Annotated in this window: 24 protein-coding genes; 16 read left to right on the forward strand and 8 right to left on the reverse strand. The window is 68.2% G+C overall.

Translation table 11 applies throughout. From position 1 onward, the window contains the following. The first annotated feature begins 41 nt into the window (after positions 1-41). Positions 42-1,391: an alpha/beta hydrolase gene (locus G6N67_RS26015; RefSeq protein WP_036436384.1), complete on the forward strand. Its 1,350-nt coding sequence runs from the start codon at positions 42-44 to the stop codon at positions 1,389-1,391. Here the strand turns inward: G6N67_RS26015 and G6N67_RS26020 are convergent. From G6N67_RS26020 to G6N67_RS26030, 3 genes are all read right to left on the reverse strand, one after another. Then, complete coding sequence (locus tag G6N67_RS26020) at positions 1,388-1,855, reverse strand: hypothetical protein (protein WP_229477971.1); 468 nt, start codon at positions 1,853-1,855, stop codon at positions 1,388-1,390. The two genes, G6N67_RS26015 and G6N67_RS26020, sit on opposite strands and share 4 nt — an antisense overlap. Continuing rightward, positions 1,852-2,217 carry a hypothetical protein gene (locus tag G6N67_RS26025; protein WP_036436385.1) on the reverse strand — a complete coding sequence of 122 codons (366 nt, stop codon included), beginning with the start codon at positions 2,215-2,217 and terminating at the stop codon, positions 1,852-1,854. Before G6N67_RS26025 ends, G6N67_RS26020 begins: the two co-directional genes overlap by 4 nt. 84 nt (positions 2,218-2,301) lie before the next feature. Then, positions 2,302-3,753: an LLM class flavin-dependent oxidoreductase gene (locus G6N67_RS26030; RefSeq protein WP_036436386.1), complete on the reverse strand. Its 1,452-nt coding sequence runs from the start codon at positions 3,751-3,753 to the stop codon at positions 2,302-2,304. Positions 3,754-3,896: 143 nt separating this feature from the next. Between G6N67_RS26030 and G6N67_RS26035 the strand changes: the two genes are divergently transcribed. Further along, complete coding sequence (locus G6N67_RS26035) at positions 3,897-4,235, forward strand: DUF3349 domain-containing protein (RefSeq protein ID WP_036436387.1); 339 nt, start codon at positions 3,897-3,899, stop codon at positions 4,233-4,235. Here G6N67_RS26035 and G6N67_RS26040 read toward each other — a convergent pair. The 3 genes from G6N67_RS26040 to G6N67_RS26050 all read right to left on the reverse strand — a co-directional run bounded on the left by G6N67_RS26040 (position 4,232) and on the right by G6N67_RS26050 (position 6,795). Beyond that, positions 4,232-5,281 (reverse strand): NAD(P)-dependent alcohol dehydrogenase, encoded by a 1,050-nt coding sequence (locus G6N67_RS26040; RefSeq protein WP_036436388.1) that lies wholly within the window; start codon positions 5,279-5,281, stop codon positions 4,232-4,234. The two genes, G6N67_RS26035 and G6N67_RS26040, sit on opposite strands and share 4 nt — an antisense overlap. 160 nt (positions 5,282-5,441) lie before the next feature. Further along, a complete protein-coding gene (locus tag G6N67_RS26045; RefSeq protein WP_036436389.1) occupies positions 5,442-5,717 on the reverse strand; it encodes a YciI family protein in 276 nt (91 codons plus the stop codon). Positions 5,718-5,727: 10 nt separating this feature from the next. Beyond that, positions 5,728-6,795, reverse strand: coding sequence for an iron-siderophore ABC transporter substrate-binding protein (locus G6N67_RS26050; protein ID WP_036436390.1), 1,068 nt, complete (start codon positions 6,793-6,795; stop codon positions 5,728-5,730). Positions 6,796-6,961: 166 nt separating this feature from the next. On the opposite strand from G6N67_RS26050, the gene ctaD reads away from it, so the two are divergent. Genes ctaD through G6N67_RS26065 form a run of 3 tightly spaced genes read left to right on the forward strand, consistent with a single transcriptional unit; the run spans position 6,962 to position 10,287 of the window. Next, positions 6,962-8,689, forward strand: a complete 1,728-nt coding sequence (gene ctaD / locus G6N67_RS26055) for an aa3-type cytochrome oxidase subunit I (RefSeq protein ID WP_036438292.1) — start codon at positions 6,962-6,964, stop codon at positions 8,687-8,689. Between the two features lie 19 nt (positions 8,690-8,708). Continuing rightward, on the forward strand, positions 8,709-9,944 hold the full coding sequence (serB, locus tag G6N67_RS26060) for a phosphoserine phosphatase SerB (RefSeq protein WP_229477973.1): 1,236 nt from the start codon (positions 8,709-8,711) through the stop codon (positions 9,942-9,944). A 49-nt stretch (positions 9,945-9,993) separates the two neighbouring features. Next, a complete protein-coding gene (locus tag G6N67_RS26065; protein WP_036436392.1) occupies positions 9,994-10,287 on the forward strand; it encodes a hypothetical protein in 294 nt (97 codons plus the stop codon). Here the strand turns inward: G6N67_RS26065 and yczR are convergent. Then, positions 10,284-11,723, reverse strand: coding sequence for a MocR-like transcription factor YczR (yczR, locus tag G6N67_RS26070; protein WP_036436394.1), 1,440 nt, complete (start codon positions 11,721-11,723; stop codon positions 10,284-10,286). The genes G6N67_RS26065 and yczR overlap by 4 nt on opposite strands. 64 nt (positions 11,724-11,787) lie before the next feature. On the opposite strand from yczR, the gene G6N67_RS38835 reads away from it, so the two are divergent. The 8 genes from G6N67_RS38835 (at position 11,788) to G6N67_RS26105 (ending at position 17,905) form a co-directional block, all read left to right on the forward strand. Continuing rightward, a complete protein-coding gene (locus G6N67_RS38835; protein ID WP_165572175.1) occupies positions 11,788-11,934 on the forward strand; it encodes a hypothetical protein in 147 nt (48 codons plus the stop codon). Continuing rightward, complete coding sequence (yczE, locus tag G6N67_RS26075) at positions 11,931-12,641, forward strand: membrane protein YczE (protein WP_036436396.1); 711 nt, start codon at positions 11,931-11,933, stop codon at positions 12,639-12,641. The genes G6N67_RS38835 and yczE overlap by 4 nt, the downstream gene beginning before the upstream one ends. Then, on the forward strand, positions 12,602-13,456 hold the full coding sequence (locus G6N67_RS26080; RefSeq protein WP_036436398.1) for an ABC transporter ATP-binding protein: 855 nt from the start codon (positions 12,602-12,604) through the stop codon (positions 13,454-13,456). Before yczE ends, G6N67_RS26080 begins: the two co-directional genes overlap by 40 nt. Next, positions 13,453-14,295: an NUDIX hydrolase gene (locus tag G6N67_RS26085; RefSeq protein ID WP_036436399.1), complete on the forward strand. Its 843-nt coding sequence runs from the start codon at positions 13,453-13,455 to the stop codon at positions 14,293-14,295. The genes G6N67_RS26080 and G6N67_RS26085 overlap by 4 nt, the downstream gene beginning before the upstream one ends. After that, the gene (locus tag G6N67_RS26090; RefSeq protein WP_036436401.1) at positions 14,292-14,963 is read left to right on the forward strand and encodes an enoyl-CoA hydratase; all 672 of its coding nucleotides are present in this window, start codon (positions 14,292-14,294) and stop codon (positions 14,961-14,963) included. Before G6N67_RS26085 ends, G6N67_RS26090 begins: the two co-directional genes overlap by 4 nt. Positions 14,964-14,997: 34 nt before the next feature. After that, entirely contained in the window at positions 14,998-15,978 is a 981-nt protein-coding gene (locus G6N67_RS26095; RefSeq protein WP_036436403.1) for a class I SAM-dependent methyltransferase, read from the forward strand. Further along, positions 15,936-17,138, forward strand: coding sequence for a THUMP-like domain-containing protein (locus G6N67_RS26100; protein WP_051579091.1), 1,203 nt, complete (start codon positions 15,936-15,938; stop codon positions 17,136-17,138). Before G6N67_RS26095 ends, G6N67_RS26100 begins: the two co-directional genes overlap by 43 nt. 74 nt (positions 17,139-17,212) lie before the next feature. Then, positions 17,213-17,905 carry an esterase gene (locus tag G6N67_RS26105; RefSeq protein ID WP_036436406.1) on the forward strand — a complete coding sequence of 231 codons (693 nt, stop codon included), beginning with the start codon at positions 17,213-17,215 and terminating at the stop codon, positions 17,903-17,905. Between the two features lie 6 nt (positions 17,906-17,911). Here G6N67_RS26105 and G6N67_RS26110 read toward each other — a convergent pair whose 3' ends face one another. Beyond that, positions 17,912-19,195 carry a BamB-related PQQ repeat family beta-propellar protein gene (locus G6N67_RS26110; RefSeq protein ID WP_036436407.1) on the reverse strand — a complete coding sequence of 428 codons (1,284 nt, stop codon included), beginning with the start codon at positions 19,193-19,195 and terminating at the stop codon, positions 17,912-17,914. A 154-nt stretch (positions 19,196-19,349) separates the two neighbouring features. On the opposite strand from G6N67_RS26110, the gene G6N67_RS26115 reads away from it, so the two are divergent. Genes G6N67_RS26115 through G6N67_RS26125 form a run of 3 tightly spaced genes read left to right on the forward strand, consistent with a single transcriptional unit; the run spans position 19,350 to position 20,781 of the window. Further along, positions 19,350-20,090 (forward strand): acyltransferase, encoded by a 741-nt coding sequence (locus tag G6N67_RS26115; protein ID WP_036436408.1) that lies wholly within the window; start codon positions 19,350-19,352, stop codon positions 20,088-20,090. Then, the gene (locus G6N67_RS26120; protein ID WP_036438293.1) at positions 20,087-20,470 is read left to right on the forward strand and encodes a YidH family protein; all 384 of its coding nucleotides are present in this window, start codon (positions 20,087-20,089) and stop codon (positions 20,468-20,470) included. The genes G6N67_RS26115 and G6N67_RS26120 overlap by 4 nt, the downstream gene beginning before the upstream one ends. Continuing rightward, entirely contained in the window at positions 20,467-20,781 is a 315-nt protein-coding gene (locus tag G6N67_RS26125) for a DUF202 domain-containing protein (protein WP_036436410.1), read from the forward strand. The genes G6N67_RS26120 and G6N67_RS26125 overlap by 4 nt, the downstream gene beginning before the upstream one ends. Positions 20,782-20,803 lie beyond the last annotated feature (22 nt).

Genomic DNA, 20,803 nt, shown 5'->3' on the forward strand with positions numbered 1-20,803 from the left:
GGGTTGGGTGGCCGCCCGGGCGGTCCATAAGCTGGATCGCGATGCGTCACTCCATCGCTCAGCTCTCGCTCATCCACGGCTGGTTTCCGCCGGCTGTGCAGATCATCGCTGCGGTGCTGCTGGTGTGTGCCCTGGCCCGGCGGTCTGCGCGGTGGGGCACCCGGTGGTTGCCCGCCATGGCCGTCGTCGCCGTGGCGGCGTCGCTGCTCGCCCGGTGGTACGTCGACTCGCTCGGCGTGGCGGGTAATGCGGGGCCCGTGGCGTTGTGGCTCTGGGCGGGGCTGACGACGTTGGCCGTCGGTGTCGCGGTGGTCGGTTGGCCGGGTGCGCGGTGGTGGCGGCGTGCGGTGTCGGTCCTGGCCGTACCGCTGTGCGCGCTCGGCTGCCTGGTGACGCTCAACAACTGGGTCGGCTACTTCCCGACGGTGCACGCAGCGTGGAACCAGCTGACCTCGGGTCCGCTGATCGATCAGACCGATCGACTGGCCGTGACGGCCATGCAGGTGACCCATGCCCGGCCCACCGCGGGTGTCGTGGTCCCGGTCGACATCGATTCTGACGCATCGGGTTTCGATCACCGTAGGGAACTCGTCTACCTGCCCCCGGCCTGGTTCGCCACCACCCCACCGCCGCGACTGCCCGCGGTGATGATGATCGGCTCGGAACTCAACACGCCCGCCGACTGGTTGCGCGCGGGCAATGCGCTTCGCACGATCGACGGATACGCGGCCACGCACGGCGGCAACGCGCCCGTGCTGGTGTTCGTCGACGCCACCGGTGCGTTCTCGAACGACACCGAGTGCGTCAACGGCACCCGAGGCAATGCGGCCGACCATCTGACGAAAGACGTTGTTCCGTACCTGGTTTCCAACTTCGGGGTGCGGTCGGACCGTGACGGATGGGGGATCGTCGGCTGGTCGATGGGCGGCACGTGCGCGGTGGATCTCACGCTGATGCATCCGGACATGTTCCGGTCGTTCGTCGACATCGCGGGTGACCTGCGACCCAACTCGGGGGACCGGGCCGAGACCGTGGACCGGCTGTTCGGCGGAGACGACGACGCGTGGGCCGCCTACGACCCGCTCACGGTGCTGCACCGGCACGGTCCCTACGCCGGTGTCTCGGCATGGTTCGAAGTGCCTGGGCCCGAACCGGGCGGTGCCGTCGATCCGACGGCAAACCCCGAGGGACAGGATGTCGCAGCCACGACGTTGTGCGACGCGGCACGGGCCGCGGCGATCACGTGCTCGGTGGTGACGGAGCCGGGGCGCCACGACTGGCAGTTCGCGGGAAGGGCCTTTGCGTCGTCGCTGCCGTGGCTCGCGGGAGAGTTGCACACCCCGCAGTCATCCCCGCGAGCCGAAACCGCGCAAGCCCAGGCCGGGCACTAGGAATCGCGGGCGGGTTCGCCGAACCCGGCCAGCAACAGCAGCAACGCCGTCTGCCCGAGCATGCCCGGTGCGAGCGTCGGCGCCGGGCCGACGGTCTTCGTGGCGGCGTACCACCACTGCCGCAGGGGCGACAGCGATTCCCACACGTCGGCGTACCGCTGGTCCAGGAAGCCCGAATCATGGTTGGCCGCAATGTGATCGAGCACGCCGTAGATCGACGCGCCGAGGACGGCAACGGCAAGTACGCGCGCGATCAGGCGCGCCGATCGCCACGGCAGCAGCGCGAGCACCGTGGCGAGGGCCAGCACTGCGAGTGCGACCCACGGGATCAGCTGATCGGGGGTCTGCCAATGCCGCTCGGAGGCAAGTTCGAACGCGGTGGCCAGGATGCCGATGACGGTCAGCCCGTACAGGCCGATCCGGATCAGTGCCGTCCTGTCCCGCCGTGTTGCCGTGGCGGTCACGGGGTCAGCGCGGACACGATCTTGTCCACGGTCTCCGCCCCGGGGTTGTACTTCGCGAGGTTGTCGCGAAGCTTGGTCAGGTTGGCGTCGTCGGTGGGGTAGGGGCGGTACTCGACCACCTCATGTGCCCATCGTTCGGCGTTCTTGACCCCGGCGGCATCGAGTGCCGCGGCGATCTCGTCCTGCGACGCATTGTTCGCCGACACCTTGGTGCCTGCCGGCGCGGGCGCGGCGGTGGGTGTCGCGGCAGGCGGTGGGGCGCTGCTCGTTTCACCTGACGACGTAGACCCGCCGCAACCGACCACGGCGAACAAAATCGCCGTGAGAACCGCTATGCAGGAATGCCTTGCCTTACCAGACATTTCGACTCCCTCGTGGCGTGGCGGTCAAGTCTAAGCACGGTTGACCGGCGCCCCGGGGTGGTTTCGTCAGAGTCGGGTATTTGACTAGCGACCTCGTGCGGGCTGGGCGGCGGTCGAACTCGACGATGACGGCACGGTGGACGGGCGGTCGATGATGGTCGACTTCTGCGCACCCACCCGGTAGCCGGCCCCGCGATGCTCGTCGGCCAGGCGGTCACCGCGGCCCAGCAGCTTGTTGCGCAGGGTGCCTGGCGCGTACTCGGACTGGTACGCGCCGCGCGCCGTCAGCACCGGCACGACATGCGAGATGAAGTCGGCAAACGATCCGGGGGTGATGGCGTAGGCCAGGTTGAAACCGTCGACATCGGTCTCCTCGACCCACTCCTGCAACGTGTCGGCGACTCGAACACCCGATCCGACGATGCGCGGCCCCATGCCGCCGATCTCACCCCACTCCGCGATGTCGCGCACCGCCCACTCGCGCCCGTCGGGGTCGGCGCTCTGAAACGCCTTGACCGCGGACAGGATTGCGTTGGAGTCGACATTGCCGATGGGCTCGTCGAGGCCGTAGCGCGCGAGGTCGACACCCATCCAGCCGGACATGAACACCAGCGCGCCTTCGGGATCCCCGTAGGCCAGATACTCGGCGTGTTTGGCGTGGGCTTCTTCGTCGGTCTCTGCGGTGATGATCGTGGTCAGGTTGAAGATCTTGGCGGAGTACGGATCTCGGCCCGCCAGCTCCAGCTCCGATCGGATCGTCGAAACCGTCTCGCGCAGGATGGCTTTCGTTGGCGCGGCGGTGAAGATCGCCTCGGCGTTCTCGGCGGCGAACCGCACGCCGCGCGGGGACGAGCCGGCCTGGTAGATCACCGGCGTGCGCTGTGCCGACGGCTCCGCGAGATGCACGCCCGGCACGCTGAAATGCTCACCTGAATGGCCGATGTGGTGCACCTTGGCCGGGTCGGTGAACACGCCCCGTTCGGCGTCGCGCACCACCGCGTCGTCCTCCCACGAGCCCTCCCACAACTTGTAGAGCACCTCGAGGTACTCATCGGCGTGGTCGTAGCGCGCATCGTGCGCGGGCTGATCGGTCTGGCCCATGTTGCGCGCCGCCGCAGGCAGATAGCCGGTGACGACGTTCCAGCCGATGCGGCCGTTGGTGAGATGGTCGAGCGTCGACATGCGCCGCGCGAACGGATATGGGTGCTCGAAGCCCGTGCCCGTCGTGATGCCGAAGCCGAGATGCTCCGTCACCAGCGCCATCGCCGACACCAGCAGCATCGGATCGCCGACCGGGATCTGGGCAGCCTGGCGGATGGCGGCCTCGTCGCTCGCGCCGTACACGTCGTATGTGCCGAGCACGTCGGCGATGAACAAACCGTCAAAGCGGCCGCGTTCCAACAGTTTTGCCAGCTCAGTCCAGTAGGTGATGTCCTTGTAGCGCCAGGACTGATCCTCAGGGTGGCGCCACAGCCCGGGCGACTGATGGGCGACACAGTTCATGTCGAAGGCGTTGAAGCGAATCACACGGGTCACCGCGCCGAGACTGCCCGGGAATCGCGGACGCGTCAGCGGTTGCGTTCAGCGGGATTGTTTTTGGCGGTGAACCGGCAATGAACCACCGACGAACTGTCGGATCTCCGGTGGTGCCCGGGTCCGTGTGATATGAGACTTGCGTGGTGACCGCTCAGTCTCTGCTGACCTCGATCTTGAACTGGCTGCGTGCCGGTTATCCCGAAGGTGTTCCCGGCTCGGACCGGGTGCCGCTGCTGGCGCTGCTGCGCGCCACCCCGTTGACCGACGAACAGGTCAAGGAGGTGGTGCGCAACATCACCACAGACGGCGCGGTCACGGTTCCCGAGGGCGGGATCGACCGGGACGAGATCGCCGCATTCATCTCTGACGTCACCGATCACGATGCCGGCCCGGAGAACATCAACCGCGTCGCGGCCAAATTGGCGGCCGCCGGGTGGCCGCTGGCCGGAGTCGATCACAACTCCGGCCAGGCGGGCGGCTAGCCCCGCAGCGAGGCGGTATCGATGACGAAGCGGTACCGCACGTCGCTGGCGAGCACGCGCTGGTAGGCCTCGTTGATGTAGTCGGGCTGGATGACCTCGATCTCGGGGGTCACGTCGTGCTCGGCGCAGAAGTCGAGCATCTCCTGGGTCTCCGGGATGCCGCCGATCATCGAACCGGACAGGCTGCGACGGTATGCGCCGAGCGGGAAGAACGGCACCACCAGCGGCTTCTCGGGCGCGCCCAGTTCGACGAGGGTGCCGTCGGTGGCCAGCAGGCCCAGGTAGGCGCCCATGTCGAGGTTGGCCGACACGGTGTTCAGGATCAGGTCGAACTTGCCTGCCAGTTTGGTGAAGGTGTCCGGGTCGCTGGTCGCGTAGTACTCGTCGGCGCCGAGCCGCAGGCCGTCCTCCATCTTCTTCAGCGATTGCGACAGCACCGTGACGTGCGCGCCCATCGCGTGGGCCAGCTTGACGCCCATGTGACCCAGACCGCCGAGGCCGATGACCGCGACCTTCTTGCCGGGGCCCGCATTCCAGTGCCGCAGCGGCGAGTACAGCGTGATGCCCGCGCACAGCAGGGGAGCGGCCTTGTCCAGCGGGATGCTGTCGGGGATACGCAGCACGTAGTTCTCGTCGACCACGATCGCGCCGCTGTAGCCGCCGTTGGTCGGGGTGCCGTCGCGATCGGTGGCGTTGTACGTGCCGACCATGCCGGTGCCGGTGCAGTACTGCTCCAACCCGGCCTTGCAGTTGTCGCATTCGCGGCAGGAGTCGACGAAGCAGCCCACGCCCACGTGGTCGCCGACCTTGTACTTGGTGACCTCGGAGCCCACCGCGGTCACGACGCCGGCGATCTCATGGCCCGGGACGACGGGGTAGTTGGGCTGGCCCCACTCGGCCTTCACGGTGTGGATGTCGGAGTGACAGATGCCGGCGAAGTGGATGTCGAACGCCACGTCGTGCGGCCCTACCTCGCGGCGGGTGATGGTGGTCTTGGTCAGCGGCTCGGTCGCCGAGGTCGCGGCGTATGCGGAAACAGTGCTCATCACAGCCCTCTTTTATCGTCGTCAGTGCAAATTCGGGGACATCAGCCCACGTAAATGGTGCGCCGCAGAGCGCGGCCCGACACGTGCAACTATCGCAATGTCGGCGTTAGTCCCGTCCTCGACTGTGACTTTGCTCCCTGAGAGCCGGCTGGGAGCGACGTTACAGTCCGGGTGCGCGGATCGAGCCGTTGAAGGACAGCCGCTCGCAGCGGATCAGGCCGGCCAAGGTGTACGGGTCGCGGGCGATGACGTCCTCGACCTCCTCGTCGGTCAGGTCACCGGTGATCAGAACCGCACCGGTCGCGGATTCCACCCGGCCGGCCAGCAGGATGCGGCCCGCGGCCACTTCCTCGTTGAGCCACGCCACGTGGGCTGGACGCGTCTGGTCGACGACGTCGATGGGCTGGGTGTAGGTCGTGGTGAGGACGTGGAACACGCCCGTGACACTAGTTGATCGGAGCGTTGACCCACCGCAGGTCATCCAGGATGCCGCGGGCCGCGACGATGTTCTGACCGGTCTGCCACACCTCGTTGTTGACGACGAAAACCCGGTTGTCCCGTGTGGCCGACAATGCCCGCCACGCGTCGCTGTCGAGGATCTTGGTGGCGTTGTCCCTGGCGGCCGGAGACGCGAACGACACGTAGACGATGTCACCGTCTGCGATCGAGAAATCCGCGTCGGACGTGGCCAGCTCGGCGTAGGGCTTGTCGGTAAAACGTTGCGCGGCAGGGCGATCCAGACCGACGCGGGCCAACACACTGCCGGGGAAGTTCTCGGTCCCGAACACGCGCACGGTGTTCTCGGTGAGCTGCACCACCGATGCCTGGAAGTGGGTGGCGTCGTTGTCGGCACCGGTCTTGGCCGCCGCGTCGTCGAATTTGTCGATCAGCTCGTTGGCCGCGTCGGCGCGTCCGGTCGCCGCGCCCACCGTGCGCAGAGTGTCCTGCCACGCCGCGCCCGGAGCCCCGGTGAACACCGTGGGCGCGATGGCCGACAGCCCGCCGAACGCATCGGGGGTCAAAGCCTGCGATCCCAGGATCAGGTCGGGATGGGCCCCTTCGACCGCCGCGAGATCAGGTGCGTCGCGGTGGCCCGCGGCGGCGACGTCGTGCACCACCGTGCCCAGATACGAGGGCTGCTGATCGGTGCCGTCGGGCAGCGCCGCGGCGACGATGCGGGACTGCAGGCCCAACGCACACAGCGCGTCGAGTTGATCACCGGAGAGCGCGACGATGCGCTGCGGGTCGCCGCTCAGCTCGGTGTTCTCAGGGATTCCTGGTCCGCCGGCATTTCGGACCTGACGGGGTGCGGAATCCGCCGGCGCCGGGTCGGGTGCGCACGACTCGTCGGGCCTGCGCTGGTTACCCAGCACCCCGGCATCGGCGATCTTGGTGGTGCTGGTGATCATCGACTGCTGCGGTTGCGGCGTCGCGGTGTCCGAGCCGCAGCCACTGGCGAGGGTCGCCGCCGCGACAATCAGCGCGGCGGTCGCGCGCGGTCGGGTGATCAGCACCGGCCGACGGTAGCATTCGGATGCTCCGCGCCTGGTCAGCGCGCCGCAGAGGCAAGCTGACGATTAAATACGACAGTTTGTAGCACCCACGGGCGCGCGGACTCGGAGGAGCGATAGGATTCAGTCCGATAAGCGGGAATTCCCCGACGAATCTTTGGAGGATCTCTTGGTAGCCGAAGCGCCCCCAATCGGAGAACTCGAGGCACGTCGTCCGTTTCCGGAACGTATGGGCCCCAAGGGAAACCTTGTCTACAACCTGATCACCACCACCGATCACAAGCTGATCGGCATCATGTACTGCGTCGCGTGCTTCGCCTTCTTCTTCATCGGCGGGCTCATGGCGCTTTTCATGCGCACCGAGCTCGCGATGCCCGGCCTGCAGTTCCTGAGCAACGAGCAGTTCAACCAGCTGTTCACCATGCACGGCACGGTGATGCTGCTGTTCTACGCCACGCCCATCGTGTTCGGCTTCGCCAACCTGGTGCTGCCACTGCAGATCGGTGCGCCCGACGTGGCGTTCCCGCGCCTGAACGCGTTCTCGTTCTGGCTGTTCCTGTTCGGCGCGCTGATCGCGCTGGCCGGCTTCATCACCCCGGGCGGTGCCGCGGACTTCGGCTGGACGGCCTACTCACCGCTGACCGACGCGATCCACTCGCCCGGCGCTGGTGGTGACCTGTGGATCATGGGCCTTGCCGTCGGTGGTCTCGGCACCATCCTCGGCGGTGTGAACATGGTCACGACCGTGGTCTGCATGCGTGCCCCGGGCATGACGATGTTCCGGATGCCGGTGTTCACCTGGAACATCCTGGTGACCTCGATCCTGGTGCTGATCGCCTTCCCGATCCTCACCGCCGCGCTGTTCGGCCTGGCGGCCGACCGCCACCTGGGCGCCCACATCTACGACCCCGCCAACGGCGGTGTCCTGCTGTGGCAGCACCTGTTCTGGTTCTTCGGCCATCCCGAGGTGTACATCATCGCGCTGCCGTTCTTCGGCATCGTCAGCGAGATCTTCCCGGTGTTCAGCCGCAAGCCGATCTTCGGTTACACCACCCTGATCTACGCGACCATCAGCATCGCGGCCCTGTCGGTCGCCGTGTGGGCGCACCACATGTACGCCACCGGCGCGGTGCTGCTGCCGTTCTTCAGCTTCATGACGTTCCTGATCGCGGTCCCGACCGGCATCAAGTTCTTCAACTGGATCGGCACGATGTGGAAGGGCCAGTTGACGTTCGAGACGCCGATGCTGTTCTCGGTCGGCTTCCTCATCACGTTCCTGCTCGGCGGCCTGTCGGGTGTGCTGCTGGCCAGCCCCCCGCTGGACTTCCACGTCACCGACAGCTACTTCGTCATCGCGCACTTCCACTACGTGCTGTTCGGCACCATCGTGTTCGCCACCTACGCGGGCATCTACTTCTGGTTCCCGAAGATGACGGGCCGGCTGCTCGACGAGCGCCTCGGCAAGCTGCACTTCTGGCTGACGTTCATCGGCTTCCACACCACGTTCCTGGTGCAGCACTGGGTCGGTGACGAGGGCATGCCGCGCCGCTACGCCGACTACCTGCCGTCCGACGGTTTCACGACGCTCAACGTGGTCTCCACCATCGGCGCGTTCATCCTGGGCATCTCGACGCTGCCGTTCGTCTGGAACGTGTTCAAGAGCTGGCGCTACGGCGAGCCCGTGACCGTCGACGATCCGTGGGGCTACGGAAACTCGCTGGAGTGGGCGACGTCCTGCCCGCCGCCGCGGCACAACTTCACCGAGCTGCCCCGCATCCGGTCGGAGCGTCCGGCGTTCGAGCTGCACTACCCGCACATGGTCGAGCGGATGCGCGCAGAGGCCCACGTCGGCCGGGCGCATCACCCGGAGCTCGAACCCGTGGACCAATCCAGCTGACGACAGGCGGCTACTGGGGGTGAACACGCCGAAGGTGTCGGTTCTCATCACCGTCACCGGAGTCGATCAACCCGGCGTCACGTCAGCGTTGTTCGAGGTGCTGTCCCGCCATCAGGTGGAACTGCGCAATGTCGAACAGGTCGTCATCCGCGGCCGGCTCACCCTGGGTGTGCTGGTCGCGGCCCCGGCCGAAGTCGTTGACGGCGACGGGTTGCGCACTGACGTCGAGGCCGCGATACACGGCGTCGGGCTCGACGTGACGATCGAGCGCAGCGACGACATGCCGGTGCTGCGGGAACCGTCGACGCACACCATCGTGGTGCTGGGCCGTCCCATCACCGCAGGGTCGTTCGGTGTGGTGGCGCGCGAGGCCGCGGCTCTCGGCGTCAACATCGACACGATCCGCGGGGTCTCCGACTATCCGGTGACGGGTCTGGAGCTGCGCGTGTCGGTGCCGTCCGCGGCGGCCTACGGGCAGCTGCAGACCGCCATGGCGCAGGTCGCGGTCGACGAGGGCGTGGACATCGCGCTGGAGGATTACAGCCTGTCCCGCCGGGCCAAGCGGCTCATCGTGTTCGACGTCGACTCGACCCTCATCCAAGGCGAGGTGATCGAGATGCTGGCGGCGCGGGCCGGGATGGAAGCCCAGGTGGCCGCCGTCACCGAAGCGGCCATGCGGGGCGAACTGGACTTCGCCGAATCCCTGCACCAGCGGGTCGCGACCCTGGCCGGGCTGCCCGCTGAGGTGCTCGACGACGTCGCCGATCAGATCGAGTTGACCCCTGGTGCCCGGACCACCATCCGGACCCTGCGCCGGTTGGGGTTTCACTGTGGTGTGGTCTCCGGCGGGTTCCGTCAGGTGATCGAGCCGCTGGCCGAGGAGTTGATGCTCGACTTCGTCGCGGCCAACCACCTCGAGATCGTCGACGGCAAGCTCACCGGGCGGGTCATCGGACCCGTCGTCGACCGGCCCGGAAAAGCCAAGGCGCTGCGGGATTTCGCCAGCCAGGCCGGGGTGCCCATGGAGCAGACCGTCGCCGTGGGCGACGGTGCCAACGACATCGACATGCTGGCCGCGGCCGGCCTGGGGGTTGCCTTCAACGCCAAGCCCGCGTTGCGCGAGGTCGCCGACGCGTCGTTGAGCCATCCGTACCTGGACACCGTGCTGTTCATCCTCGGCATTACGCGCGCGGAGATCGAGGCCGCCGACGCGATCGACGGCATGGTGCGCCGCGTCGAGATCCCCGAGGACTGAGCGCGGGGCTCGGGTTCGCAATCGTGACCATCTCACGTAGGGTTAGCGCATGGCGACGATGAAGCATGCGGTTGTGTTGTGCGGTTTCGCGGTAGCGGCCGCCCTCGGCCCGGTGGTTCTCGCCGCACCGGCCCAGGCGAAGAACTGCCCGCCCGGGACCACCCAGACCAGGTTCGAGGGCGTGTGCGTCAAGGGCGCGTCCGGCGGCAACGCTGTCGTGGCACCTGCCGCGGGCGGCGGCCCGCAGATCTCGCAGCTGCCGGGCCAGTTGCCCACGGTGAACGGTGTTCCCTGCACGCCCGAGCACTACGGCACCTGCTACGGCATGGCGCAGCAGCCCTAGACCACCACCGCGTGGGTGTCCGGGGCGGGTGCCCCGGTGATGGATCGCCAGGCCCGCACCAGGAGCGCGACCGCTTCTTCGAGCTGGGGCTCCGGTAGCGCGTAGGGCAGTCGGATGAACCGTTCCAGCGTGCCGTCGACGCCGAACCGCGGGCCCGCCGGGATGTCGAGTCCCAGCCGCGACGCCGCCGCCGACAGCGCCGTGCTCATCGGTGCGGGCAACTTCACCCACAGCGACATTCCGCCGCGCCCCGGGCCGGGTTGCCACTCGGGCAATTCGCGTGCCAGCAGGGAAACCAGGAACTCGCGGCGCGCGCGGATGAGCTGCCGGCGCTCCGGCAGCACGTCGGTGTACTGAGTGAGAAGTCTTGCCGCGGTGAGCTGTTCGAGGATCGGCGTGCCGAGGTCGAGCGCGGGGCGGATCGCGGCGACGGTCGCAAGCGTACTGCGGTCGGCGCGGATCCAACCCACTCGCAGGCCACCCCAGAACGATTTGGACATCGACCCGACGGTCAGCACCAGGTCGTGGCGTCCCACGTTCGCGGCCAGGGGTTCCGGCGGTGCCTCGTCGAACCACATGTCGGCGATCGACTCGTCGACAACCGTGCGGGTGCGGGTATCGGAAATGATCTGTCCCAAGCGCTTTCGGTCGGCGGCCGGCATGGTGAAGCCGGTCGGATTGTGGCAGTCGGGGATCAGGTAGGCCAGGCTCGGCGCGAGCTGGCGCACCGCGGCGTGCACCGCGTCGAGTTCCCAGCCGTCGTCGGCGAGCGCGACCGGTACGGCCCGGGCGCCCGCGGTCGATATCGCTGACAGCGCACCGTGATACGTCGGCTGCTCGACCAGCACCCGGTCGCCGGGTTGCGTGTATGTCGCGAGGATCAGCCCGATCGCGTGTTGCGCTCCGCTGGTCACCATGATGTCGCTCGGATCGGTGGGAAGTCCTCGCGCGCAATACCTTTCGGCGATGGCGGTGCGGAGTGCGCACACCCCCATGAGTTCGTGTCCCGGCTCGTGCAGATACGGCGTGATGTCGTGCGCGGCCTCGGCGAAGGCCTCCAGCACGGCCGAGCTCGGCGCGGAAAGCGCCGCGGCGGCCAGGCTGACCGACGGTGGACTGGCCTCCGTGACGATCTCCGGTCGGACCGGCAGTGCCGCGGTGCTGCGTGCACCCCGGCGGGCGTTGAGGTAGCCGTCGTCGCGCAGTTGCGTGAACGCGGCCGTCACCGTGGTGCGGGAGACCCGTAGGGCGTCGGCCAGGGCGCGTTCGCTGGGCAGCCGGGCGCCGACGGGGAGCCTGCCGTCGACGATCAGCAGCCGGATGGCGTCGGCAAGCCCCAGATACGCGGGTCCAGTCAGACTGGACGTCCTCCAGTTGCCGAGTTCGCGGGCCAAAAGGTCCACATCGAGCGAGCGGGCGGCCATTTCAATGCTCATAATGTAGCCAGTATCCGCCAACTGGCTATTGAAGAGCAAGCCAGATCGCCAGCATGATCGGATCATGGGTACGAATTGGATCTCTCGGCTGGCGGAGAATCTCCGCCGTGTGTACGACCCGGTCGACGGCGTCGCAGAGTGGGATGCGGACGAGCGCAGGATCCGCAGCGAACTCGAAGCCATCCGCGTCCGATTCCCCGATCACGCATGAGGGCCGCGGTCAAACGAGGTTCGCTGCTGCTGATCGGACTGTGCGGCTACGGCTTCTCGATGGGATTGATGGTGCGGGCCGGGCTGGGCCTCGACCCGTGGGACGTGTTCCATCAGGGGCTGACGCGGCACACGCCGCTCACCATCGGGATGGCGTCAGCCGTGGTCGGCGTGGTCGTGCTGCTGGGCTGGATCCCGCTGCGCAACCGCCCCGGCATCGGCACCGTCGCCAACGTGATCGTCCTCGCGGTCACCGTCGACGCGACGCTCGCCGTGCTGCCCGTCCCGACCGCGATGCCGGTGCGGATCGCCATGATGGTGGGCGCCGTGGTGCTCAACGCCATCAGCACCGTGCTCTACATCGGTGCCGGGCTCGGACCCGGACCACGGGACGGCCTGATGACCGGGCTGGTGGCCCGGACCGGACTGTCGGTCCGGCTGGTCCGCACCGGTATCGAGGCCACCGTGCTCGCGGTCGGTTGGCTGCTCGGCGGCACCGTTGGGGTCGGCACCGTCATCTATGCGTTCGGCATCGGCCCGCTCGTGCAGCTGTTCCTGCGGCTGACACCGCGGTCGCTGCTGTTCCACGATTTCGGTGCGCAGCCCGACGCGCCCGCGCGGCGTGGCCGTCGCCGGGCGCGGGCCGAGGGCATCATTACGATGGGCGAGTGCCCACAACCGGAGAAGATGCAGCCGACGGCGCAGTAGACGAGGATCTGCTGATCGACTTCGCGAGGGTCAGCCTCCGCCGAGGCGGCAACACCCTCGTCGGACCCGTCACCTGGGCCGTGGAACTCGACGAACGCTGGGTGGTGATCGGGCCCAACGGCGCGGGCAAGACCTCGCTGCTGCGGATCGCCGCGGCCACCGAACATCCGTCCTCGGGCACGGCGTACGTGCTCGGCGAGCGGCTGGGCCGCACCGACATGTCCGAGTTGCGCTCACGGGTCGGGTTGAGCAGTTCGGCTCTCTCGCAACGTATTCCGGACGACGAGGTGGTGCGCGACCTGGTGGTGTCGGCCGGGTACGCGGTGCTCGGGCGCTGGCGCGAGGCCTACGAGGACGTCGACTATGCGCAAGCCGTCGACATGCTCGAAAGCGTCGGCGCCGAACATCTCGCCGAGCGCACCTACGGCACGTTGTCCGAAGGCGAACGCAAACGCGTGTTGATCGCGCGCTCGCTGATGACCGATCCCGAACTGCTGCTGCTCGACGAACCGGCCGCGGGCCTGGACCTGGGAGGCCGGGAGGAACTGGTGGCCCGGCTCGCCGATCTCGCTGCCGACCCGGATGCTCCGGCCATGGTTCTGGTCACCCACCACGTCGAAGAGATCCCGCCGGGCTTCAGCCACGCGCTGATCCTGTCCGAGGGAAAGGTGGTCGCGGCGGGTCTGCTGCCCGACGTGCTGACCGCCGAGAACCTGTCGAAGGCGTTCGGTCAGTCGATCGCGCTCGACGTGATCGACGGGCGGTACTTTGCGCGCCGCATCCGTAGCCGCGCGGCACACAGGAGGAGAGCATGACCCAACCTGAGCCCGATCCACTGGTTCCGCGGCCTGCCGCGACCGTGATGCTGATCCGGGACACCCCGGAGGGGATCAAGGTGTTCCTGATGCGCCGGCACGCCGCGATGGAGTTCGTCGCGGGAGTGATGGTGTTCCCGGGCGGCGGCGTCGACGATCGAGACCGCAACGCCGACATCGCATGGTTCGGGCCGGAACCATCGTGGTGGGCCGAGCGGCTGGGCGTCGACGTCGGTTTGGCCGAGGCGCTCGTGTGTGCGGCCGCGCGCGAGACCTTCGAGGAATCCGGCGTGCTGTTCGCCGGGCCGGCCGACGATCCGGACGGGATCGTGAGCGATGCATCGGTGTACGGCGAGGCCAGGGCTGCCCTGGCCAGCAACTCGTTGTCGTTCGCCGACTTCCTGCGTGACGAGAAGCTGGTCTTGCGCGCCGATCTGCTGCGGCCGTGGGCCAATTGGGTGACCCCGAAAGAGGAGCGCACCCGTCGCTACGACACGTACTTCTTCGTCGGCGCGCTCCCGGAAGGCCAGCGGGCCGACGGGGACAACACCGAGAGCGACCGGGCGTTCTGGTCGACGCCCCAGGCCGGACTCGACGACTTCGCCGCCGGGACCTCGTTCCTGCTGCCGCCGACGTGGACCCAACTGGACTCGCTCAACGGCCGCACCGTCGCCGAGGTGCTCGCGGTCGAACGCAAGATCGAGGCCGTCGAACCGCACCTGGCGATGCACGGCGGCAACTGGGAGATCGAGTTCTTCGACAGCGACCGCTACAACGCGGCGCGCAACCACAGGGCACCCGCGGGCAGGGGCGCAGCGTCCGGGGAATCGGCCCGGTGAACGAGTTCGTCAGCGTCGTCGTCGGCGGCACGCCGGAACAGGCGGGTATCGGCACCCTGCTGCTTTCGCGGCCGCCCACCAACGCCCTGACCCGGCAGATGTACCGGGAGATCACGGCGGCCGCCGAGGAGCTCGGCGACCGCGGCGACGTCACCGCGGTGATCGTGTTCGGCGGCCACGAGATCTTCTGTGCCGGCGACGACGTGCCCGAACTGCGCACGCTGGACCTCGGCGAAGCGACGGCGGCCGACGAGGCCCTGCGACAGTGCATCGATGTCGTGGCCGGCATCCCCAAACCCACGGTCGCGGCCGTCACGGGCTATGCGTTGGGCAGCGGGTTGACCCTGGCCTTGGCGGCCGACTGGCGGGTCAGCGGCGACAACGTGAAGTTCGGTTCTACCGAGATCCTCGCCGGGCTCGCTCCACGGGGTGGCGGCGGGCGCAGGTTGGCCGAGGTCATCGGTGCGAGCCGGGCCAAGGAACTGGTCTTCAGCGGCCGGTTCGTCGGGGCCGAGGAGGCCCTGGAACTGGGGCTGATCGATGAGATGGTGGCCCCGGACCATGTGTACGACGCCGCGCTGGCGTGGGCCCGCCGGTTCGTCGACCATCCGGCCGGAATCCTGGCCGCGGCCAAGGCGGCCGTCGACAGCCGGGTGGATAGGCCCTGACCCGTCCCGCTGGGCGACTATTAGGCTGCCCTGCATGACGGAAACGAAGGATGCCGCCGATCCGGCTCCGAACCCGCACGCCACGGCCGAACAGGTCGAGGCCGCGATGCGCGACAGCAAGCTGGCCCAGGTGCTCTACCACGACTGGGAAGCCGAGACGTACGACGAGAAGTGGTCCATCTCCTACGACCAGCGGTGCATCGACTACGCACGCGGCCGGTTCGACGCCATCGTTCCCGAGGCCGAGCAGCGTCAGCTGCCGTACGACCGGGCCCTGGAGCTGGGCTGCGGCACGGGTTTCTTCCTGCTCAACCTGATCCAGTCCGGGGTGGCCCGGCGTGGTTCGGTGACCGATCTGTCGCCGGGCATGGTCAAGGTCGCCACTCGCAACGGGCAGTCGCTCGGCCTCGACATCGACGGGCGGGTCGCCGACGCGGAAGGCATTCCGTACGAGGACGACACCTTCGATCTCGTGGTCGGCCATGCCGTGCTGCACCACATCCCCGACGTGGAACTGTCGCTGCGTGAGGTGATCCGGATCCTCAAGCCGGGCGGTCGGTTCGTGTTCGCCGGTGAGCCCACCACGGTCGGCAACCGCTACGCGCGTGAACTGTCCACGCTGACCTGGCATGCCACCACCAACCTGACCAAGCTGCCGCTGCTCAGCGGCTGGCGCAGGCCCCAGGCAGAACTCGACGAATCCTCCCGGGCCGCCGCTCTGGAGGCCGTCGTCGACCTGCACACGTTCGATCCGGCCGACCTGGAGCGCATGGCCACCAATGCCGGTGCCGTCGAGGTCCGCACCGCGAGCGAAGAGTTCACCGCGGCGATGCTGGGCTGGCCCGTCCGCACATTCGAGGCGGCTGTGCCGCCCGGGCGGTTGGGCTGGGGCTGGGCGAAGTTCGCGTTCAACAGCTGGACCACGCTCAGCTGGGTGGATGCCAACGTGTGGCGCAAGGTGGTGCCGAAGGGCTGGTTCTACAACGTGATGGTGACCGGGGTCAAGCCGTCGTAGCGTTCAGCCCGGCCGACGTTGTGTACCTGACGTCGGCGGCCGGCGCGCAGGCGTTGGACCAGGTGGCCGACCGTCACCTGTCCAGCGCCAGCCTGGTCGGCGATATCGCCGCGGTCCGAGCGCAATTCGGCGAGCGGGCCGCCATCCTGGTGGAGACCGTGCAGCTGCGCCGTCGGGCTGCGGCCAAATTCGACGATCCGTCGGGCTGGCTGTTCACCGACGAGGCGCTGCAGCAGGCCACCGCGGGCGCGGTGGCCGCGCATCGCGCGGGCCGCCTCGCCGGCCTGCGGGTGCACGATGCGACCTGTTCGATCGGCAGTGAGCTTGCGGCGCTGCGTGTTTCAGCCGCCGATCTGGTCGGCAGCGACATCGACCCGGTGCGCCTGGCGATGGCCGCCAACAATGTGCCCGGCGTCGGGCTGTGCCGGGCCGACGCACTGCGACCCATCACGCGCGACACCGTGGTGATGCTCGACCCGGCACGCAGGCAGGGTGGCAGGCGCCGGTTCGATCCGCGCGCGTACGCACCGGCGCTCGATGACGTGTTCGCTACCTACGGCGACCGGGACATCGTCGTAAAGGCCGCTCCTGGAATCGATTTCGATCAGGTCGAACGGATGGGCTTCGACGGTGAGATCGAGGTGACCTCGCTGGGCGGCGTAGTGCGGGAAGCGTGCCTGTGGTCGGCGGGGCTGGCCAGAACCGGGGTACGCCGGCGGGCCACCCTGCTCGACCGCGGTGAGGAGATCACCGACGCCGAACCCGACGAGTGCGCGGTGGCCCCGGCCGGCCGGTGGATCGTCGACCCGGACGGTGCAGTGGTGCGTGCCGGGCTGGTGCGGCACTATGCGGCCCGGCACGGGCTGTGGCAGCTCGACCCGGACATCGCCTACCTGTCGGGTGACGAACTCCCGGAAGGCGTGCGCGGTTTCGAGGTGCTCGAGGAGCTCGGCTTCCATGAACGCCGGTTACGCGCCGCGCTCACAGCACGTTCCGTGGGAGCGGTCGAGATTCTGGTACGTGGTGTGGACGTGGATCCCGACGTGCTGCGGACCCGGTTGAGGTTGCGCGGGCCCGAGCGCCTGGCGGTGGTGATCACCCGGTTGGGGACCGGAGCGGCAAGCCGTGCAACGGCATACATTTGTCGTCCGTCCAGATGACGGCCACGTACCCTGATGTTGATACGCCGCCACCGGTGTCGGCGTGAGTTGATCGCCTGCGAGGACGACTGACAATGCGAATTCCCACTGTGGCGGCCCTGGTGGCGGCTGGTGTGCTGGTCGGCTGGACCGGCACCACTGTTGCCACGGCGCAGCCCGCGTGCATCGAGCTCGGCGGCACCGTCGGCCCGGACCAGCTCTGCGGCGTGCACACCGCGAACTCGACGTACACCCTCGATTTCACGTTCCCGTCGGGCTATCCCGATCAGCAGGCCGTCGCGGGCTATCTCATCCAGACCCGGGATGGCTTCGTCAACGTCTCGCAGATGCCGGGCTCGCGCGATCAGCCGTATGTGCTGGACGCGCGGGGCACCGAATACACGTCGGGGCTACCACCGCGCACCCAGAGTCTGGTGTTCGAGGTCTACCAGGACATCGGCGGGGCTCATCCGCAGACCTGGTACAAGGCGTTCAACTACAACCTGATCACGCGGGCGCCCATCACGTTCGACACGCTGTTCAAACCGGGATCGCGGCCGCTGGACACGGTCTTCCCGATCGTGCAGCGCGAACTGCAGAAGCACTCGGGTGCGGAACTCGCCATTCCACCGGCGGTGGGGCTCGATCCCACGCACTATCAGAACTTCGTGATCACCGACGACGCGGTGATCTTCTACTTCGGCCAGGGTGAGATGTTGGCCGAAGCGGCGGGGGCCAGCCAGGCGTCGGTGCCGCGTTCGGCGGTGGCGCAGCTGCTGGCGGTCTGAGGGCCGTCAGGCCGGCGCGAAGCCGTACACCTGCCCGTCACTCGTCGCGGCCACCGCTCGGCCGTCGTGGGCGATGGAGACCCCGACCGGCCATCCCGTGGCATCGGGCAACGGGTAGCTGTTGAACGTGTGGCCGTCTCCGGTGTCGAACACCACCAGGGTCTGCCCGTGGCCACCCTCGCGGGCCACGGCGTAACCGACCCCGCCCGACCGGCTCGTGGTGGACAGCGGCACGACATCGTCGCGGGTCCACACCACTTCGCCGGTGTCACCGTTGTCCCGGACCGCGAGCAACTTGGCATCCGGTCCGCCGCCGGCCACGATGAGCCCGTCGGGCGACACCGAAGGCGGGGTCTGCGCCAGATACCCCAGCGGCACCGACCATTTCGCCGACCCGTCGGCGGTGTTGACCGCCCACAGGCGCTTGTCGCGGCCATTGACGTAGACAGTGTTGCCGTCCGCGGACACGACGGGGCTCGCGATGGGGCCACCACCCACAGCGGTGCTGGTCCATTCACGATTGAGCAACGGCTTCTGGCCAGGGCGGTACCGCAGCCCGACCAGAACGGGCGCCTCCGCACCGGGCTCCCACAAATCGAGCGCCACGATTCCGGTGGCTGTTCCGAACGCGGGCGCGGCCGGGACCGGGCAGCGGGGGCGCGCCGGCTGGCAATCGCCGAGACCGCGCTGCGGATCGGTGGGGTCGACGCCGGACACGAGGTCGAGCGGGGTGCCCTCGACGGTTCCGCGGTGTCCGTCGAACACCAGCACCTGTCCCAGGTGCGTCACCACCAACAGTTGTCCGTCGGCCAGCAGCCGGGGCGTGGTCGGCATGCCGATCACGGGCTGCCGCCACCGGATCCACTGGGTCGGCGGAAACGAGAGCATCGCACCGGGCTGGCCGATGTAGACGTTGTCGAAACCGTCGAACAGAGGAGACGACCAGCCGCCGCCCTGGACCAGGCGCGTGCACCAGCGTTGCCGTGCGTTGTTGTCGAACTCCCACACCATCAAGCTGCAGCCGGTCGGGGTTTGCCCGTTGACCGCCAGATAGCTGCCTGAACCGAGTGCGACCTGGGCACCCAGCTCACCCTTGACGGACCGGTTCCACTCCAGGCGCAGCGCGTTGGCCCCGGGTGATCGGGTGAAGCTGCTGTTGGCCGCGTCGCCGTACTGCGCGGACCACCCCGACGCCGCATGGGCGTTGACCCACGAATCGGTGTTCTCACACCCGGCGAGCAGGCCGGTGAGCAGTGCCGTTACCGCCAGCGCAAGGTATCGACGGAACACGGTGTCCTTTCGTCGGAAAGCGCGGCGGGCCGCATGTGCAGACCACGTGAGAGTAACCCGGCGATGTCGGAGGGTCGGAGCGGAGCGACCGAGGAGTTGTCGGTGCGCCGCGACGCGGAAAGTGGGCGAGCAGGCTCGCGTAGGCTGTGCGGCCATGACGACGATGTGGGGCGCGCCGATTCACAAGCGTTGGCGCGGGTCTCGGCTGCGTGATCCGCGCCAGGCGAACTTCCTGACCAGGGACTCGTTGAAATGGGTGCTCGCCAACCGTGCGTACACGCCGTGGTACCTGGTGCGGTATTGGCGCCTTTTGAAGTTCAAGCTGGCCAACCCGCACATCATCACGCGCGGCATGGTGTTCCTCGGCAAGGGCGTGGAGATTCAGTGCACGCCGGAACTGGCCCAGATGGAGATCGGCCGGTGGGTGCACATCGGCGACAAGAACACCATCCGCTGCCATGAGGGGTCGCTGCGGATCGGCGACAAGGTCGTGCTCGGGCGCGACAACGTCATCAACACCTACCTCGACATCGAGCTCGGCGATTCGGCGCTCATGGCCGACTGGTGCTACGTCTGCGATTTCGACCACAAGATGGACGACATCAACGTGCCGATCAAGGACCAGGGCATCGTCAAAGGGCCGGTCCGGATCGGGCCGGACACCTGGATCGCGGCCAAGGTGACCATCCTGCGCAACACCACGATCGGCCGGGGCTGTGTGCTCGGCGCGCACGCCGTGGTCAAGGGCGAGGTGCCCGACTACTCGATCGCCGTCGGCGCGCCCGCCAAGGTGGTCAAGAACCGCAAGCTGGCGTGGGACACATCCGCCGCGCAGCGAGCCGAGCTGGCGGCGGCCCTTGCCGACATCGAGCGCAAGAAGGCTGCAAGCAACTGAGCGAGCGCACCGGCGACGACACAGGCCCCTGTTCCGAGAGGGAAGAGGAGCCCGATTACCGGTTCACGCTTGCCAACGAGCGGACGTTCCTGGCCTGGCAACGCACCGCGCTCGGCCTGCTGGCCGCCGCGGTCGCCGTCATCCAGTTCGTGCCCGAGCTCGCGGTACCCGCGGCGCGCCACATCCTCGGCCTGGTGCTGACGATCCTGGCGACGGTGACCGCCGGGGTGGGCCTGTTGCGGTGGCGTCAGGTCGAGCGCGCGATGCGCACCGGCACGTCGTTGCCGCGGCATCCGACCCCTGCCTATCTCGGGGTGGGGCTGTGCGTGATCGGGCTGCTGGTGTTCGCCGTGGCCGTGGTCAGGATGGCAGGCGGATGACGACGGCCGACCGCGGACTGCAGGCCCAGCGAACCTCGTTGTCCTGGACGCGGACGGCGTTCGCAGTGCTGGGCAACGGGGCGCTGCTCATGTTGCACGACGTCGCGCACCACCGAGCCGGATTCGGGCTGATCGCCGCGGTGGTGGCGGTCGCGGTGGCGCTGCTCGTGTTCCTGGTCGGGATGCGCAGGCAACGCGCCCTGGCCTGCCAGCCGCTGCCCGGCCGCATCACACCCGCGCTGGAAGTCCATGTGGTGACCGTGGGCGTGCTGGTTCTCATCGTGGTGTCGGTGCTGTCTCTGGTGGTGTAGCGCGGGCTCGGTGGGCGATGAG

Source organism: Mycolicibacterium mageritense, assembly GCF_010727475.1.
Taxonomy (GTDB): domain Bacteria; phylum Actinomycetota; class Actinomycetes; order Mycobacteriales; family Mycobacteriaceae; genus Mycobacterium; species Mycobacterium mageritense.